20 protein-coding genes and 1 pseudogene are annotated in these 17,038 nt (G+C 56.8%); 10 read left to right on the forward strand and 11 right to left on the reverse strand.

The genetic code is table 11. From position 1 onward, the window contains the following. Positions 1-37 precede the first annotated feature (37 nt). Both B3F77_RS17250 and B3F77_RS21135 read left to right on the forward strand, forming a co-directional pair. Entirely contained in the window at positions 38-892 is an 855-nt protein-coding gene (locus B3F77_RS17250) for an SDR family NAD(P)-dependent oxidoreductase (RefSeq protein ID WP_293606141.1), read from the forward strand. Between the two features lie 21 nt (positions 893-913). Beyond that, positions 914-1,179 (forward strand): annotated as a pseudogene (locus tag B3F77_RS21135) (IS30 family transposase); the annotation flags it as partial. 159 nt (positions 1,180-1,338) lie between these two features. Here the strand turns inward: B3F77_RS21135 and B3F77_RS17255 are convergent. Genes B3F77_RS17255 through B3F77_RS17270 form a run of 4 tightly spaced genes read right to left on the reverse strand, consistent with a single transcriptional unit; the run spans position 1,339 to position 5,920 of the window. Then, the gene (locus B3F77_RS17255) at positions 1,339-3,993 is read right to left on the reverse strand and encodes an ABC transporter permease (protein WP_293606142.1); all 2,655 of its coding nucleotides are present in this window, start codon (positions 3,991-3,993) and stop codon (positions 1,339-1,341) included. After that, positions 3,990-4,667 carry an ABC transporter ATP-binding protein gene (locus B3F77_RS17260; RefSeq protein ID WP_293606143.1) on the reverse strand — a complete coding sequence of 226 codons (678 nt, stop codon included), beginning with the start codon at positions 4,665-4,667 and terminating at the stop codon, positions 3,990-3,992. The genes B3F77_RS17255 and B3F77_RS17260 overlap by 4 nt, the downstream gene beginning before the upstream one ends. Continuing rightward, a complete protein-coding gene (locus B3F77_RS17265; protein ID WP_293606144.1) occupies positions 4,660-5,322 on the reverse strand; it encodes an ABC transporter ATP-binding protein in 663 nt (220 codons plus the stop codon). The genes B3F77_RS17260 and B3F77_RS17265 overlap by 8 nt, the downstream gene beginning before the upstream one ends. 1 nt (position 5,323) lies before the next feature. Beyond that, positions 5,324-5,920, reverse strand: coding sequence for a hypothetical protein (locus tag B3F77_RS17270; RefSeq protein WP_293606145.1), 597 nt, complete (start codon positions 5,918-5,920; stop codon positions 5,324-5,326). 36 nt (positions 5,921-5,956) lie between these two features. Between B3F77_RS17270 and B3F77_RS21140 the strand changes: the two genes are divergently transcribed. From B3F77_RS21140 to B3F77_RS17305, 7 genes are all read left to right on the forward strand, one after another. Further along, positions 5,957-6,349, forward strand: coding sequence for a hypothetical protein (locus B3F77_RS21140; protein ID WP_293606146.1), 393 nt, complete (start codon positions 5,957-5,959; stop codon positions 6,347-6,349). Positions 6,350-6,938: 589 nt separating this feature from the next. Then, on the forward strand, positions 6,939-7,283 hold the full coding sequence (locus B3F77_RS17280) for a PepSY domain-containing protein (protein ID WP_293606147.1): 345 nt from the start codon (positions 6,939-6,941) through the stop codon (positions 7,281-7,283). Between the two features lie 55 nt (positions 7,284-7,338). Then, on the forward strand, positions 7,339-7,935 hold the full coding sequence (locus B3F77_RS17285; RefSeq protein WP_293606148.1) for an undecaprenyl-diphosphatase: 597 nt from the start codon (positions 7,339-7,341) through the stop codon (positions 7,933-7,935). 76 nt (positions 7,936-8,011) lie between these two features. Further along, complete coding sequence (locus B3F77_RS17290; protein WP_293606149.1) at positions 8,012-8,791, forward strand: hypothetical protein; 780 nt, start codon at positions 8,012-8,014, stop codon at positions 8,789-8,791. 63 nt (positions 8,792-8,854) lie between these two features. Continuing rightward, a complete protein-coding gene (locus B3F77_RS17295) occupies positions 8,855-9,487 on the forward strand; it encodes a DedA family protein (RefSeq protein ID WP_293606150.1) in 633 nt (210 codons plus the stop codon). 2 nt (positions 9,488-9,489) lie between these two features. Further along, entirely contained in the window at positions 9,490-10,152 is a 663-nt protein-coding gene (locus tag B3F77_RS17300) for a response regulator (RefSeq protein ID WP_293606151.1), read from the forward strand. Beyond that, positions 10,128-11,501: an ATP-binding protein gene (locus B3F77_RS17305; RefSeq protein ID WP_293606152.1), complete on the forward strand. Its 1,374-nt coding sequence runs from the start codon at positions 10,128-10,130 to the stop codon at positions 11,499-11,501. Before B3F77_RS17300 ends, B3F77_RS17305 begins: the two co-directional genes overlap by 25 nt. A gap of 24 nt (positions 11,502-11,525) precedes the next feature. Here B3F77_RS17305 and B3F77_RS17310 read toward each other — a convergent pair whose 3' ends face one another. Together B3F77_RS17310 and B3F77_RS17315 are read right to left on the reverse strand one after the other, a co-directional pair. Then, positions 11,526-12,062 (reverse strand): cytochrome b/b6 domain-containing protein, encoded by a 537-nt coding sequence (locus B3F77_RS17310; RefSeq protein ID WP_293606153.1) that lies wholly within the window; start codon positions 12,060-12,062, stop codon positions 11,526-11,528. A gap of 22 nt (positions 12,063-12,084) precedes the next feature. Continuing rightward, positions 12,085-12,333: a PepSY domain-containing protein gene (locus B3F77_RS17315; RefSeq protein ID WP_293606154.1), complete on the reverse strand. Its 249-nt coding sequence runs from the start codon at positions 12,331-12,333 to the stop codon at positions 12,085-12,087. Positions 12,334-12,473: 140 nt separating this feature from the next. Between B3F77_RS17315 and B3F77_RS17320 the strand changes: the two genes are divergently transcribed. After that, a complete protein-coding gene (locus B3F77_RS17320) occupies positions 12,474-12,926 on the forward strand; it encodes a hypothetical protein (protein ID WP_293606155.1) in 453 nt (150 codons plus the stop codon). A 79-nt stretch (positions 12,927-13,005) separates the two neighbouring features. On the opposite strand, the gene B3F77_RS17325 is transcribed toward B3F77_RS17320, so the two are convergent. The 5 genes from B3F77_RS17325 to B3F77_RS17345 are packed head-to-tail and all read right to left on the reverse strand — an operon-like array spanning position 13,006 to position 16,560. After that, positions 13,006-13,737 (reverse strand): glycosyltransferase family 2 protein, encoded by a 732-nt coding sequence (locus tag B3F77_RS17325; protein WP_293606156.1) that lies wholly within the window; start codon positions 13,735-13,737, stop codon positions 13,006-13,008. Further along, positions 13,734-14,312 (reverse strand): DedA family protein, encoded by a 579-nt coding sequence (locus tag B3F77_RS17330; RefSeq protein ID WP_293606157.1) that lies wholly within the window; start codon positions 14,310-14,312, stop codon positions 13,734-13,736. Before B3F77_RS17330 ends, B3F77_RS17325 begins: the two co-directional genes overlap by 4 nt. A 7-nt stretch (positions 14,313-14,319) precedes the next feature. After that, the gene (locus B3F77_RS17335) at positions 14,320-15,450 is read right to left on the reverse strand and encodes a ceramide glucosyltransferase (RefSeq protein WP_293606158.1); all 1,131 of its coding nucleotides are present in this window, start codon (positions 15,448-15,450) and stop codon (positions 14,320-14,322) included. 1 nt (position 15,451) lies between these two features. After that, entirely contained in the window at positions 15,452-16,366 is a 915-nt protein-coding gene (locus B3F77_RS17340; RefSeq protein WP_293606159.1) for a UDP-2,3-diacylglucosamine diphosphatase, read from the reverse strand. Further along, on the reverse strand, positions 16,363-16,560 hold the full coding sequence (locus B3F77_RS17345; RefSeq protein WP_414703038.1) for a hypothetical protein: 198 nt from the start codon (positions 16,558-16,560) through the stop codon (positions 16,363-16,365). Before B3F77_RS17345 ends, B3F77_RS17340 begins: the two co-directional genes overlap by 4 nt. Between the last annotated feature and the right edge of the window lie 478 nt (positions 16,561-17,038).

Below are 17,038 nucleotides of genomic sequence, written 5' to 3' on the forward strand. Positions count from 1 at the left end.
TGCTCCCCTTCCGGCGTCAGATAAGGAGAGATTGACGATGACCCATGCTGCCCTCACTCCCGGATCCGTTGCCGTCGTCACTGGCGGCGCTGCCGGTATCGGCCTCGCTGCCGCCAAGCGGATGGCGCAGTTCGGACTTCGCGTCTGCATCGCCGACCTCGGCGCGGACCGACTCGCACGCGCTGCCGAAGAGGTCGCCCTCCTGGCGGCGAGCGGAACGGACGACGTGATGACCTTGGAGACGGACGTCAGCCGCGTCGAAGACCTGCGTCGGCTGGAGGAGGCTGTTCGCGATCGCTTCGGCGGCACGGATGTCCTGATGAACAACGCTGGCATTCAGCCCGGCAGCGCCATGTTCGGGCCAGCCGGCAACTGGGAACGGGTGCTCGACGTCAACCTGTGGGGTGTCATTTACAGCACACATATCTTCGTGCCCGCCATGATCGAGCGCGGACGACCCGGTCTGGTCATCAACACAGGGTCGAAGCAAGGGATCACCACCCCTCCCGGCGACCCGGCCTATAACGTGTCCAAGGCTGGCCTGAAGGCGTTCACCGAAGCGCTGCAGCACGAGCTTCGCAACACACCGAACTGCCGGATCAGCGCGCATTTGCTGATTCCGGGTTTTGTGTTCACGGAACTTACCGCCAAGGGCCGCACGGAAAAGCCGGCCGGCGCTTGGACGCCGGAGCAGACCGTTGACTTCATGATGAAGCGGCTGGAAGCCGGCGACTTCTACATTCTCTGCCCCGACAACGACGTGCCTCGTTCGCTCGACGAGCGGCGCATCCTCTGGGCTGCGGGCGATGTCGTCGAGAACCGGCCGCCACTTTCGCGATGGCATCCAGATTACGCGAAGGCGTTCGAAGCCTTCAGCCAGAAAACGAGCTGAGCGATGGCTGGTTCTGTCCCGCAGGGATTGATACAACTATGGCCCAGAGAGACCAAGGGTCGCTACTCTTTGATTGTTCATGTCCCGTTCAAAACGGCGCAGGCCGTATCTGGCAGCATGATCGCTTTGCTCTGACCGTTTGCATCCTGCGTTCACACGCTGACAACCGACAATGTCAAAGAGTTCGCTCAGCACGAGCGCATCGCCTCAATCACCGCCCCAGAAAATGCCTAGCCTTCAAAATACCCCACGAAGTTTTTATGAGAGAGCTACAGTCTTGTCAATAAGCTGTTGTACTTCGAGCTAGAAACCGCCAAGGATGTTGGGACAAAAAGCGTCAATAAGCGAAAACGTTCAGTGGAAACGGATCAAGTCCCCGCAGCAAACCAAGAAATCATCTTGCAGTTTGACTCGGTCGGAAATACGATCGTTGCCAACGCAACCGGTCAGATCTCACGCATTCGCTGTACGGCTGGCACCCGCGTCTCGCGCAGGGCACTAATCACCGCGAGTATGACCGAGACCAGCGCCACGCCGATCAAAGCGATCACATAAACCCAAGGCACGCTGAGAAATTCGGGTGGGGGGTCAAAAGCCCCGGTCAAGAGCTTGACCAACATCCATGCCAGCGCAAATCCGGTCAGTGTTCCAATGATGGTTCCGGCTAGAAAGATCAAAAGCGCTTCGCTCCACAGAAAAGCGCCAAGTTGTCGGGGTTTCGCACCAAGCGCCGAAAGAATGGCGAAGGTGCGCCGTCGATCGGCAAGCCCTAGCGCGAGAATAAGACCCGTTGCGCTCGTCACCATCAGTACGGCAAGGCCCAATTCGAGCCGCGTCAGTCCCCCAAGATCGACGGCGGTGAGACTCGATCCGATGAGGCGCAACGTTTCGCCAAGTTCAGTGACCTTTACTCCCGGCAATGGCGCAACGATGGTGCGCGCGGCGGCTGCAATCTCAGCGCTCGCTGCGGCGGTCTTCAACAGCACGATCTCTGACGCGTTCGCGCCCGTCACCCGACTGATGTAAGCGGCATTAGCAACCAGGAAAGAATCACGCGGCGCGGTCGGGAACTCGCGAACGATGCCGATGAAGCGGAACGGGATCACATGATATTGGTGATCAACTGCGCTTTGCAGCCGCAGGTTGATCAGGTCGCCTGGCTTCAACTGAAAATCCTTGACGGTTTCCGCCGAGACGAGAATGCCATCTGGAGTGCGTCCCAGCAGATCCAGGCTTTGCCTCGCATCTCCGCCTGCGAAATAGGCACTCGACATCCGCGTCGCTTCGCCGATATGCGCGGCGTCTATGCCGTACAAGTCCTGCAGGTCCGTGCCGACGTAGGCCAGCCGGTGCTGCATCGGTTGGGCGGCGCTTACGCCGGGCATGGCCGCGAGTTCCTTGAGTTTGACCGAAGCAGGCGCCTGCGCGGTGCCTGTGACCGTAACATCCGCGCCGTTGGTGAGTTCGGCATCGACCCGCGTCTGCGCGTGGTAGGTAGTATTGAAGACGGCGGTCGATGTCGCGAAGGCAAAGGCCAGCGCAACTAAAGCAATACCCTGCGTCATCCGGTTGCCTTGCCGACTGATTGCGGCCGCCACGACTCCCGCCAGCGAGCCCGCAATCGGTCGCAGCCCTTTGGTCAAGGCTCCACGGCCGCGCTGCAGTCCGGTGAGGCACAGCCTGATCGTCAGCAGGCCAACGCCCAGCCACAGCAGCACGGGCGCAAGAAACGCAGTGTAGTCAACAGATGACGAGGGCGTGCCCTCGGGAGCCAATACAACCTGATAACCCGTGCTCCATGTTCTCGAGAAGACGATGGCTGATACGGCGATGAGAATGAAATCGAGGCCGATGCGCCGCCAGAGTTGTGGGCGATCGCCGCCCGTAGTCATCCGGGCCGCCGCAACCGTAGTCTGCTTGGCGTCCATCCATGCGGTGGCGAGGATGGCGGCATGGGAGAGCGATATCCCTGCCACGACCGCGCCGACGACCCAGTAAATGGCGATGGCGTTGAAAATACCGACGCCGAGCAGCGTTTGCGACAAAAGAGCGGCGCACAGGACTCCGATAATTGGTCCAGCCACGCCAACGAATGCCGCTTCTATCGTTGCCAGTTTCATGATCTGCGCGCGCGATGCACCGCGGATACGCAACAGAGCTTGGTCGCGCCGCCTGCGGACGCCGCCGGAGGCCACGACAGCGATGGTGAGAAAAGTCGCCAATAGGGCGCCGGGCGCTCCGAGGAACAAAAACAGCACTTTGGCGTACAACGCGTCGCTGCGCACCGCATCAAGCCGCGCCGCGAGATTGTTCGCGACGATGCCGCTGCCGGCGATTCGCACCTCAAGATTTTTTGTCGCTCCTTGGACTGCGACAAAAGCCGCACCCGGATCACGGGGAAGTCCGGCCCTTGTTAGCCCGACGTGCAGCTGAATTCGCACCGCGTCCGGTCTGACTGCCGCCTGCGGATCGAATAGGCGATGCCATTCACTCAGGGGCATCAGTAGTACGTTGTCTGGCGGCGCTTGCGGCGCTGCCCCGACCGGAATCCCGACAGCCTGGAACATCGAATCGGCATTCGGCAGATCGACGACGCCGGCGATCGTGACATTCACTGGCGCAAGTGCCGGGCGATGGATGGTCACGATATCGCCAACCATCACATGCAGGTTGGCGGCGGTCTGCTGCGCGACGAGCACGCCCTCCAGGGAGCCAATGAGTGCCCGAAACTGCTTTGGATAGTCGCGGGCGTACGATGCATCGACGCCGACCACCTTGCCTTTTCCCGTTGTTTGGACGGTGCCGCCGGTATGCGCCTCGAAGCCATCGACTTCCGCATAACCAACCTCATGCAACGTTGAGACCGCGGCGGCCTGGTTGATCACCGTCGAGATCGACTGCACGGTCGTGCCTGGAACGAGCTGTACCTGCCAATCAACCGGCACGCCGGTGACGGCGCGCCGTGTCATCGATGCGGTGCTCTGGGCAAGAAATGCGCCGAGCGACGCAAGCATTGCCACGGTAACCGCGATGCCCGCCGCAGACCCCACAAGACGGCCGTTGCGCTCCTTGATAAGGCCAAGGAACCAGGATGCGATCATATTTCCTCCGAGGTGTCGGCCGATTCGACGAGAACGCCTCGCTCAATTCGCCAGATAGTAGCCATGCGCGCGGCAATCGACGGATCGTGGGTTGCGATGACAAGCGCGGTGTTCGTGCCCTCAAGGTGGGCGATCAGCGCATCAAGCAGCGCATGGCCTGTCTGTTGGTCAAGTTGGCCGGTCGGTTCGTCGGCCAAGATCACGCTCGGGTTGCCCACGATCGCTCGCGCCATTGCAACCCGTTGCATCTGGCCGCCGGACAGTTCCTCGGGCAGTTTGCGCGCGAGGTTCTCGAGACTGAAGGTCGCCAGCGCGGCTCTCACCGCCGCGTCGATGTCGACCGCCGATTTGGCCAGCAGCAGGGGTAAAGCGACGTTCTCGCTCACGGTCAACGGTTCCAGCAAGCTCTGTGCCTGGAACACGAGCGAAATTTTTCCCGGCAGCAGTGTCTCGGCTGGACCCAGCGCGGGCCAAGAGATGGTACCGCTACTTGGTACGTCGAGTCCCGCCATGAGATGCAGCAAGGTCGATTTGCCGCTGCCGGATCTGCCCACGAGCGCCACGCGATCGCGCGCGAGCAGACTGAATGTCGCCGAAGCGACCACGGCGATAGTGCCCTCGCCTTGCTGATAGCTGCGGCTGAGAGAAAGTGCCTTGATGAGAATGTCAGACATGGATGAAGCGCCCATCCTGAATGTGCAAAATGCTGTCGGCACTCGCCGCCAGCGCCTGGCTGTGGGTTGCGACCAGAACTGCACCGCCCGCTTGGCATCGCTCCCGCAACAGCGTCAGGATATTGGCCTCCGTCGCGGTATCCACTTCCGCCGTGGGCTCGTCCGCCAACAACACTTGCGGGTCGGCCGACAAGGCGACCGCCAACCCGGCGCGCGCCGATTCTCCTCCCGACAACTGGGATGGGCGTGCCAAGCGTCGCTGCGTGAGGCCCATCACCTCCAGTAGACGGTCGATCCCGCTCAAGTCGACTTTTCTGGCGAGCGACATCTGCAGCCGCATGTTGTCCTCGACCGTCAAGTGCTCGAACAGGTTGCCGGACTGCATCATGATGCCGATATGCCGGGCACGCAAGGCGGAGCGCACAGCTTCCGGCCGCCGCGATAGGCGTGAGCCCATCACCTCGACATGCCCGCCATCGGGTTCATCCAATCCGGCAAGGCAGGCGAGCAGCGTGGACTTGCCGCTGCCGGATGGCCCCATCAGGGCCAGGAACTCGCCGGCCTCAAGCTTGAGCGAAACGCCTCGCAATGCGGCTGTCTCGTCGTCGCCGCTGTGGTAGAAGCGGTAGAGTTCGAACGCGTCGAGCGGCCGCATGTCAGTGCCACTGAAACGAATTGGAAATAAGTTTCCATTGGTCGACATTGTCGGCCCCGATCGGTGCGGAGAGATTGAGGGTTGCAATTGTTCCGCCTCGATAGATCAGGTAACGATTGTTCTCGAGACGCAGTTGCTTGTTCGTGACGGCGTTGGGTTCTGAATTTGAAGAGAAGACGATCAAGATCGCCGGACCTGATCGCAGCTTCACGCTCTTGATCGTCTCGATCTTGACAGCGCGGCCGACTGTGACCAGAAGCGCAGCCTCGTGATTCGTTACAGATGCGGTCGTGGGGGCGCCGGATGCGGAGCTCACCGCGACATCAACCGCGTTGTACTTGTCGGCAAACCTGGCTCCATCCCTTTGGTTCGTTCGTGCCCAGCCTTCGGGCACCTTGAGCGAAAATCCCAGCGGGGAAATATACGTGACGAAAACCTGCGAGTCCGGAATGTCACCTGGGGGGTTCTTTTCCTGCGCAACTGCTCGTTCCGCCGCCATTGCGGTCGTGCTTACGAGTTGCATGCCAACGAGCAATGCAGAGATTGCCAGAACGACCGCCATCATCGCTTGCATATATTTCCAGATAATATCTTTCATCTCATCTCTCTTTCTTTAAGGTCGCGGCTATCACTCTTGAAAAACGACCGTGCCCCTGGCGAATTCAAAATTCACCTGACGCGCGGAAATTTCCACCACGCATTGCCCCTGCTTGCGCGAGACACACTGCACACCATCGAGCATAGGCTCGTGAAATGGTACGGACGTGCCGAGCAATACGTCCCCGCTGCGCAGACAATCAATCACCGTGTGGACCCTTATTTACTTGGCGTTCCTCAAAACGTTGCCGGTTTTCGCGTCTACCCAGACTTCCTGCCGGGTCTGCCCGGCGACGATATCGAAGGAGTAGCGTGGGCTGCCGTCTTTCCCCTGCTCCATCTCCTCATCAGAAATTCGCCCGGTTGTGCCTTGAGGTCAATCACCCGGGCCTGTTCCAGGCTGATCGTGGCCTTCGCAGCGAGTTTCTGACCCGAGTAGGCGAACGCATTAGTTATCACCACCGTCAGAACCAGACCCAGCAAGGTGATCGCATGTCTTTTTGATGCTGTCATGATGATGCCCCTAATAAGTTGATAAAAATCATATAGATGCGTTGGCGTCTACCAGGATGTTCACCCTACGTCCCGAAACTTAGCTCAGAATTAGGATAGCCAGATAACTTATTGTTCTTCAGTGCTCAAGCAAGGGGGGCGCTTGGCTGTTCGTCTCGAGCGCCCGCCTGTTGGGCGCGCGGCACGAACTCGAATCAGGTCAATCCAACACCATGATGGCGGCGTTCCTCGTCGCCATGGGCGGCATCTAGACGCGAGTTGTCCTGCTTGGCCTGTCGGACACTATCTCGAACACCAGTGCGCGTGGGCTGCGGCCATGGCCGACTTGAACTTCTGGCGCAACCGGAACGCACAAGCGGCTCAACCGTCTTTGCAGGTCGCCTTAGCCATGCTTATCGTCGGCGTGGCTGCGAGGATGATCTAGCGGACGCTCAGTCTGAGCTAAGTCTGGCGCCCTATTCTCCAAATCACGCAAATATCTGCGCGCATCCAAATGGAGAAATACTATGTTCCGTCACACCAAAATTGCCATCGTCGCCACTGTGCTGACTGCCACTGGCGTCATGGCCTACGCCGCCAAAACCATGGAGAACGATACTGCGGTAATTGCCCAGACAAAGATCTCGATGACCCAGGCCGTGACAGCGGCCGAACAGCATGCCAACGGCAAAGCGACGCGGGCCGAGCTTGAGCAATCCAAAGCTGGATTGACGTATGACGTGGAAGTCGTCAGCGGCACCCAAGTGTTTGACGTCAAGGTTGACGCCGAAAAAGGCACGGTCATCTCATCTGCCCAAGACAAGATAGATCACGAGGGGAATCACGAGGGAGATCAGGAAAACCAAGACTAAAAACCCAATCGCAGGTCATGCCGGTACGCCCGGTTGATCTGATCTCGGACACGCAATGCAAGAACTCAACGAAGCCCTGTTCCTTCTCATCAATGCTCAAGATCGTCCCAATGCAGTTTTACTAGCGATCGCAAAAATATTTGCAAACCAGGTGATCTGGCTTGCCCCATTGGCTGTGATCGTGGGATGGCTCCGCGGCAGCGATCGAACCCGCATGCTGATGCTCGAGGCAACAGTTTCTGGCCTGGCAGGCCTGCTGATCAACCAGGCCATTGGGATGCTGTGGCAACACCCCAGGCCATTTATGGTGGGATTGGGCAATACCTTCATTCCTCACGCGCCAGACTCGTCCTTCCCCAGCGATCACCTGACCTTGTTATGGGGCATTGCTTTCAGTTTTCTGATGCACCAACGCCCACGATTTGCTGGCGTCGTGCTGGCCTTGCTTGGGCTTCCAATGGCCTGGGCGCGAATCTATCTTGGGGTTCACTTTCCCCTGGACATGGTGGGCGCGGCCTTGGTTGCCGGCCTGAGCGCCTATCTGTGCTTTCGTGAAGAGCGCTGGTTCATGGACACTGTTTACCGCTGGGCGACTGCAATCTACCGTCGCCTTTTTTCAATGCCGATTCGCCTTGGCTGGGTGCGACCCTGAAAGGCTAAGTCTGCGCTAAGTGTCGAAACACATCATCAGGCCTCTCCCAACTTTACTTCCATCAAGAAACGCAAACATGAACACATCTTTAAGCAAGAGCACGTCACAAATGCTGAGAAAAGTGCCCGAAATCACGCTTTTCTTCTGGGTCATCAAAATACTGGCCACTACTGTGGGTGAAACTGCGGCAGATTTTCTCAATGTGAATCTTCATTTGGGTCTTACAGGAACCTCCGTCGCGATTGGAGCGGTGCTTTTGTCATTTCTGACAATTCAGCTGCGCTCACATAAATACATTCCCTCCATCTATTGGGTTACGGTGGTTTTGCTCAGCGTATTCGGAACCCTGATCACTGACAACCTGGTGGACAATCTAGGTGTTTCTCTGGAAATGTGTACCGCCATCTTTAGCGCGGGCCTTGTGGCGACGTTTGTCGGCTGGTATGCCAGCGAAAAGACTTTGTCGATTCACAGCATTTACACCACCCGTCGCGAACTCTTTTATTGGTCCGCCATTCTCTTTACCTTTGCCTTGGGCACCGCTGCGGGCGACTTGGCCGCTGAAGGTCTGCAACTGGGTTATGGCGTCTCGGTCTTGGTATTTGCTGCTTTGATTGCTGCCACGACATTCGCACACTACGTGCTGAAGTTCAACGCCATCGCCGCATTCTGGATTGCCTACATTCTCACCCGTCCGCTGGGCGCATCAAGTGGGGATTTGCTTGCCCAGCCATTGGTTGCTGGCGGTCTGGGGCTGGGGAATGTTGTTACCAGTAGCCTGTTTTTGATGACCATTCTCGCGTTGGTATCGTACCTGTCGATCGCTCAGAAGAAGCCACTGGCTCTTCAGGAATAGACAAACAATGAGTCGTCCGACGATCTCCCAGTCAAAGGGAAAAGTCTATCTTTAGGAGGCCTGATGATTTCAAGCGGACTTTTGAGCTGGCTTGGCAGCGATCAGGGGATGATGAATCTGTTGGCGCAGAATTGGTTGCTCGGCATCGGTGTGATTGCCGCCATCATTTTTTTCGAAACCGGACTGGTCATTCTGCCGTTCCTGCCTGGCGACTCACTGCTATTCGCGACAGGCACCTTTTTGGGCCTGTCCGGCATTTCCCCCTTTGTTGCAATCGCCCTGATCACTCTGGCCGCAGTGGCAGGCGATGGGGCAAACTTTGCCATTGGTCGCTCGCGGGTCGGCCAGTATCTGGTGAGGCGCGCCTGGATCAAGCCACGGCACCTGACCAAGACTCGAGCATATTTTGACCGTTTTGGTAGTCCAACGGTGACGATCGGGCGCTTTGTGCCGGTGGTCCGTACCGTCGCCCCCTTCATGGCGGGATTGTCTGGCATGTGTCCACGCCGCTTTGCCTTCTACAACGTGATTGGCGCCATCGTATGGTGCAGCTGTCTGATAATGGCAGGGTTCTGGCTTGGGCAAGTGCCCTGGGTTAAAGATCATCTGACCTGGATGTCGATCGGTATCGTTGCGACGTCGATCATCCCAGTGCTGGCCCATCTCACGCCACGGCTCAATAAAAGTCTGGGGTAAGTATGCGCGTTTTACTGGTTGAAGACGATCGAATGATTGGTGAAGTTCTCGCCCAGACGCTCAAAGATGCGAAATACGCAGTGGACTGGGTGCGTGATGGTCAAACTGCCTTGAACACGCTTGAAAGCCAGGTTTATGGCGTGGTGCTGCTGGACCTCGGTTTGCCTAAAAAGGATGGCTTGGAGGTGCTTCGTTCCATCCGTGCCAAAGACAATCCAGTGCCGGTGTTGGTGATCACGGCCCGAGACACTCTGGACGACCGCATCCGTGGCCTGGACGGTGGCGCCGATGACTACGTGCTGAAGCCTTTTGAAATGACCGAGTTACTCGCGCGAATGCGAGCAGTCGTTCGCCGCAAGGGCGGCGTGGCAGGCCCGGTGCTATCCAATGGCGTGATTTCTCTTGACCCAGTCACCCGCGAAGTCAATTTTAACGGCCAACCGACAAGACTTTCCGGACGCGAGTTTTCCCTGCTTCAAGCCCTTATGGTGCGACCCGGCGCAATCTTGTCGCGCTCGGATCTGGAAGACCGCATTTACGGTTGGAATGAAGAAGTGGAAAGCAATGCCGTTGAGTTCCTCATTCACTCGCTGCGTAAAAAACTAGGCAGTAATGTCATCAAAAACGTCAGGGGGGTGGGATGGATGGTTTCCAAGGAGAAGTAAAAAAGTCCCTGCAGTTCAAACTTTCTGCCTGGCTTGCTCTAGTGATTTCGGGCGTTGCGCTAGCGGCGGGAGTGTTCTCGTTTGGCGCGGCGTTTCAGGAGGCCAATGAACTACAGGACGATCAGTTGCGGCAAATTGCGATCTTGGCTAATCGCCAACAGTTGCAACCCTCTCCAAAAGACGAGGCGGCCAATGCTGCCGAAGCCGACCCTGAATCCCGTGTCATTCTCCAGGTGCTGCAAGCATCAGGGACATTGGCCTTAAAGCCAAACGACACGACGCTCGACCTACCAGCGAATTTGCCAGATGGTATTCAGACCGTCACCGTGAAGGACCAAACGTGGCGACTCTTCGTCAGGCCCCTGGACACTGGTGCCCGAATCGTGACGGGGCAACAAACTTCGGTTCGAAATGAAATTGCCCGTAACAGCGCATTGCGAACCCTGCTGCCGCTTGTCATCCTGATTCCTATTTTGTTGATTCTGGTCAGTGAGTTGATACGCCAGATGTTCAAGCCAGTAAAGCAACTAGCTCTGGACCTTGATCAACGTGCGCAAGAGGATTTGCGTGAGGTCAGCGATGCCCATGTTCCCTCTGAAATTCGTCCTTTTGTCGTGGCAATCAATCGGTTGCTTTCCCGTGTAACGCAATCCATGGCACTTCAGCGTCGCTTTGTGGCAGATGCGGCCCACGAGCTTCGCTCACCTTTGACTGCGCTTTCACTGCAGTCAGAACGACTGGCCGCTGCGGACATGTCGGCTCAGGCCAGGGAACGTTTGGGCGCGCTACAAAGCGGCCTGCAGCGATCGCGGCAACTTTTAGATCAGTTGCTTGCCTTGGCTCGCGCGCAAGAGACAGATAAAGGTCAATTAGTGAAAGTGTCTGTGCGTCGTGTCTACCATCAGGTGCTGGAAGACTTGATGCCTCTGGCTGAGGCCAAGAACATCGACCTGGGGATCGTGGGCGAAAAGGACGCTAATGTATTGGCTCAAGAAATGGACCTGAAGATTTTGGTCAAAAATCTTGTCGACAATGCGATTCGTTACACGCCCAGCGGCGGCAAGATTGATCTCCATATCAGACGCTTTAAAGGCAGGACAATTCTGCAAGTCGAAGATTCGGGTGTCGGTATTCCCGAACATGAGCGCGACCGCGTCTTTGATCCGTTTTACAGAATTCTGGGGAACGATGAAGTGGGCTCAGGCCTGGGCTTGTCCATAGTCAAGACAATAGCTGATCGTCTCGGTGCAGTCGTGACACTTCACTATGTCAATGAAAAGTATAAGACAGGCCTGAACGTCGCCGTAGAATTTCCTGAGAAGGTAGATCCCGCGTCAGACATGCACTAACTGGTCTTCCTGCCTGGTGGCTACTCACCAGCGCTCCTTGACCCCCGTCACCATAGCTTTGATGAGACGTGTTCGTTCCAGCCGGCCCATGACAATGGCCGCTAAAGCGTGCAATGTTGCAAGGCTTATCAGGAAGTTACCGATAAAACGGTGAAGGTTTTGTAGCCACTCCTCGCCCCAATACGCGTCAAGTGTCTGCATCCACCCGGTCGTACCCAGCGCAAGGACGACGGTTAACAGAGTCAGCATCATGAGCGCACCCAGGGGGTTGTGGCCCAAGGGTATCTTATGATTGCCCGACTTCATCTGGCGAACATGGTGAACGACGCGACCAGGTGTCGGAAAGAAATCTGAAAATAGGGCGTAACGAGAGCCGATGAAACCCCAGATGATCCGGGCCATCACGAGGGTCAGGGCAAAGTACCCCACCCATTGATGAAAGGTCTTGCCATCATTCAGTACAAAGTAATTAATCGCCACACAGGAGACAAGGGCCCAATGGAAAAAGCGCACGAAGCGATCCCAAACTGGATGCGAGTTGATCAGTACGCTTTGTTCCATGTTTTATCTATCCTGACTGTTTTTATTTCGCTGGCGAACCCGTGACTGGATCGAAGGAAATCTCCACTCTTTTTCCCGACTTGTCATGGCCGTAAACCTCATAGCATCCGTTGGTCACCTTGAGGGTTTTGATCTTGTAGCCTTGCACTTCCATACTGTGTTTGAAGTCGGCTTGCTTCATCCATTTGTCTTTCGGGGCGTTGCAGGTTGGCTCTGCCAGCGCTGCGGTCGAAATTGCAATGATGACAGGCAAGAGTAAAAGCGATTTCATTAATGAACTTTCTGTAAGTTGAATGCCAGCAACTGCTGGTGGACGTATCTTAAAATTCCAGAATTAAGGAAGTCTTAACACTATGGCTCGGTGCGAGCTGGACTTTGCCAGTAGTCTCACGTCCTGGGTCGCTGGATTGGATGCCCAAAGTGACTGGACCGCGAAACATAACAACGCCAAACACCCTCGATCCCAGGCCGCCGATTCTGACCGAAAGGCGATGTGGCAGGTTTTACACGAATCTTACCGGCGGGCCTCATAGCGACCGGATTCTGCCAGCACGGGTCGGTTTTGCTCAAACCCAATGTTCATGCGGCCTGGCAGATTATTTCAACTTCCGGAAAACTCGCAACCAGTTGCAACTTAACGCATCAACTCCCTTGGTGGTGGACCTTTTTCAGCGTTGCTTTAAGTTGAGCGAGGAGGATCGCTCGATCATCGAAGGAATTCGCAGCAAGGGCTTGCATCAGGCGCGAGAGGTCAATCCTGCACATGTACTGTCATGCTTGGACCGGGACATACCAGAAGCCAAGATCATGGCGGTATTGGGAATTGGTCGTACAGAAAGGATGTCTTTTACCGCCAGCACGTAGTCCGCCTGCCGCTCCCGGCATCCGTTCCATTTGACGCGTCCTGTAGAAAAGTTTTTTACAGAGGGCGTTCCTATTATTTTCAGTCAACCTCATTCGAAACCAGGCGGACGCGCAGGTTTCTCATGCGAACAATTTGCAGCACAAGCCGCAATGGCCCGGCGGTACGCAGCAAGTCAGACATCATCCGAAGGTCGGCGACTATCCCTTGGAGAACGCCATATTTGTGGCTTTTCATCGGGCTGTCGACGCGGCCCCATTCCACTACGGCTAAGCGAGCGGCGGCATCGATGCAGGTTCGATTGAGCCAGACCTCAAAGCCAAAGCGCGGCAGGACGTCGAGTTCGGCTAGCCGGTCAGCGATCAGGCCGCGCCGCAGCATCCGTTCGCCGGAAATGTAGTCGATGCCGATAAGGTGCCAGAGCCTGGGCGCATTTCGACGCAGGCTGATGGCTATGTCGGCCCGACCATCAAGCACCGGCAGAATAAGTGCGGTCAGCTCGGCAACTCCGAGGCCGATCAAATCGGAATCGACGAGCAAGAGATAAGTGCCACGCGCCCGAGCCAGGCCAGCGGCCAAGGCGCGGGTCTTGCCGCCATTTTTCGAAAGGCTAATCAGCACCACTTTCTCTCGACCCGAGGCGAACGCCGCTGTGTCATCGGACGATCCGTCATCGACGACGATGATCTCGTCGATCAACGGATGTGCCGCCACCACATCCAAAACGGCCTTGATCCGCGGCCCTTCGTTATAGGCGGGAATAACGCAGGATATGCGCCGGACAGGCTGGTCATTGGGGGCGGTGAGAATCATCTTCGTTCTCTTTTCTTCTTCCAGTACCAAATGCTCAAGATGGCGACGCCGAGGATCGCTATCCCCAGGGAAGCCCGCCCGATCCAGCTACCTATGGTCACGTGCGCTTCACCAATGGCATAGCCGATAAGCAGGAAAAATAGGGTTTTCGGGATCGTTCCGACGAGGTTGAAGCACAAGAACACGGGAAACGACATGCGGCTTACCCCTGCTGCGACAAGAACGGCAAAGCCGAAGGTATGCGTCAGCTTCGCGGCGATAAGAATACGCCCACCATGTTTGCTGAAATGCTCTGCCACCAGCGCGATTCGCGCGTCGGTCACGCCGAACACCTGCCGTAACTTTTGCGGCAGGATATCAACTCCGGCGCGACCGAGCGCGTAGAGCAAGCTGTCGCCAACCAGATCGGCCAGGACAAGGACCAACATTGCCCAGCCGAGCGGCAAATAGCCCAGCCGCCCAACCCATCCCGCAACAATCGTAACGATCGGGCCTTCGATTACCGCTAACGGAAACAGCAACAGCAGCCCGTCCGTCTGGATCAACTGCACCACGATGTCAGTTGTAGCAGTCATCGCCCGTTCACTTTGCAGTCTGCATTGGCGGCGGTTGCATTGCATTGCCGCGCCAGACGAACCCCTTGGCCGCGAATGCGCCTATCCAAATCGCCAAGATCAGAAAATCACGAATGATCCATGTCAAAACATCAGCAACCGCGGCAGGCCAGTTGGCTTGGCGAGCGACGAGCAGCTCAGAGCCATACCATAGACATAAGAAAAGCGGCACCACAAGTGGGCTGACCACCCCAACCAGCGCCAATGTGGTCACTACTGCCAGAGGAAGAACCATGCCCGTGAGGGGTTCGAGGGCGAAAAGCCAAGGGAAGCCGTCACGCCGGACTCTCGCCCAACGGAGCTGCCGCGACCAGACCTCACCAAAACGACGCTGCCCCAAAGGCTGCGGGAACGGTCGGCGTACGACCCTGACTTTCAACCCGGCTGCACGCACGACCTTGGTCGAGGCTACATCCTCGGCGAGATCGCGGCCAAGCGCGGCCAGCCCCCCCGCCGCCTCAAGGATGTCGCGCCGCCAGAAAAGTACTTTACCCTGCGCAAACCCTTTGCCCAGCTGATCCGCCGCCATTTGCCAGCGATCCTGATAGGTGTTGAGAAAGGCGCTTTCTACCTTGGCCCAGATCCCCTTGGCCTGAATTCCCACCGGCGGCGAAGTCACTAGCCCCGTATCTTGGTGCCATGTTGCGAACAAAGTCTGCACATAGTCCCTCGGCAAGAGGACGTTGCTGTCGATTATCACGATTGAGTCGTGCCGCGCGGCAGCCCATCCTTTGACCAGATTGTTGAGCTTGGGGTTGCCAGAGATAACATCGACTCCAATCAAGAGTTGTGCAGAAACCTCAGGATGGTCAGCGATCAGACCGCGGATGACCGGAATGGCCGGATCCTCGGACTCGGCCACACAAAAGATCACCTCATAGGCCGCGGCCAGATCGCTGAAAGAAGTTGCTAGAGTCTCGTAAAGATAGGTGTCCAGTCCGCAGACCGGTCGGATCACACTCAGCGGCGGATGGGTTCCCGGTACCTGAAGCGGGTCTGATCCGCGTAATCGCCACACGACAAGTGCGCAACTCAAGACTTGCAGACCAACAACGACACAGAAGAACCCGGCAAGCAAAATCGTGTAAGTAACTGTCATGTCAGACCGCGAGCGGCAGCTCGCCCTCCTCTTCGTAATCTGTTGCTATTGTGGGTTCAAAGGCTGTCTTTTCATAGACCCGAACGAGGTCGAGGCGGCCGTCGAAATCCTCCACGATGGCCGTGTTACTGCCCGACCAGTCGCCACAGTTTGCATAGCTTATGCCAAAACCATCATGCAATGCGGGTTGATGGAAGTGGCCGCAGATGATCCCGTCGTAGCCGCCCGATTGCGCCAGATGGGTCAATCGCTCTTCAAAGTGATCGTGCTTTCGGATCGCGGCATTGGTGCGGCTGATCGCCCGTTCGATCCCGAACCATTCAGGCTGTCCAAATTTTCGCAAAACATGCCGTTGGGCCACGTCAACGCCCATTGCAATACGTTCAATGAAACTGCCGGCCCGTGCCAACAGCGGAGCCCGGAGCGAAAAGATGTCGCAGATGTCGCCATGGGTCACCAGATAGCGGCGCCCATCGGCCGCCTGATGCACGACGTCCCGTTCGATCTCGATGCCGCCAAAACTCGTGCCGACGTAGTTGCGGAAGAAGTCGTCATGGTTGCCGGGAACGTAGACAACCCGCGTACCGGTTCGCGGCAGATCGAAAAGCCGCTGCAGGACCTGATGATGTGCGGGTTTCCAATTGCTCGACAGCGGGTACCAGTTGTCCACGATATCGCCGACGAGATAGACCGTCTCAGCGTCGTGTGTCCCCAAGAAATCGAGGATCAGATCGGCACGTGACAACCGAGTGCCAAGGTGCATGTCTGACAGGAAGATGCTCCGGTGGCTCTGCGTCGGCTTATCCCTTGATGCTCCCGGTGAGCGCTTGCCCCGGATCAATGGTGGCCCTGCTCGCCAGGCCGGAAGCAACGTGTCATCTAATGGCAGGATATCTTCTCGGATTGATTGAGTCATGAATAGAGCTCCTTGCGAGCAATGGTAAGCGGAACGTCGGCGCCGCGTTGGGAAGCCAGGAATTGGTAAATTGCGGTGCCACCGGCTTCAAACTCCAGTGCACAGGCAGCCATGTACAGTCGCCATACACGGTACGTCGGTGCATCAACCTCACGCAGGGCCATTTCAGGCTTGTCCTTGGATGAGTAGGTCATCCACTCCATAACGTTCTCTGCGGCGCGCAAACTGTCGGTATCGTTTCGCTTGCTCGATCCGGGCAGGGTGACGTCGATTTCGACGGCGAGCGCCTTGACACCGGAGACGCGTTGAGCAACGGGCTCAGCATCCCATTTTCTACATAACTGTCGACATGGCCGGCCTAAATTGCTTCTAATTTGGATATTCCAGATTGGCTATGAGGGAAGCTTCCTCATCGCTACTAAGCAACAAGCATATTCTTTGCCAGAAAATTATTTCTAGTTTAATCAATGCATTAACGTAATGCATGATGATCAACTGTAAAAAATTCCGACAAATTTATCTGACTAGAATTCGGCTATCGATCTAGTTGACCGCCTTTTTCGCTAACTTGGAGTTCGTACTTTGATCGAGATCTGCATCACAGGGTTGGACGAAGCCGCTACGCGGAGTAGTCCACCCCAGCGCTGACACGATTTATTCTGCACTCTCACC

The organism is Polaromonas sp. UBA4122 (assembly GCA_002381615.1).
Classification (GTDB): domain Bacteria; phylum Pseudomonadota; class Gammaproteobacteria; order Burkholderiales; family Burkholderiaceae_C; genus Polaromonas.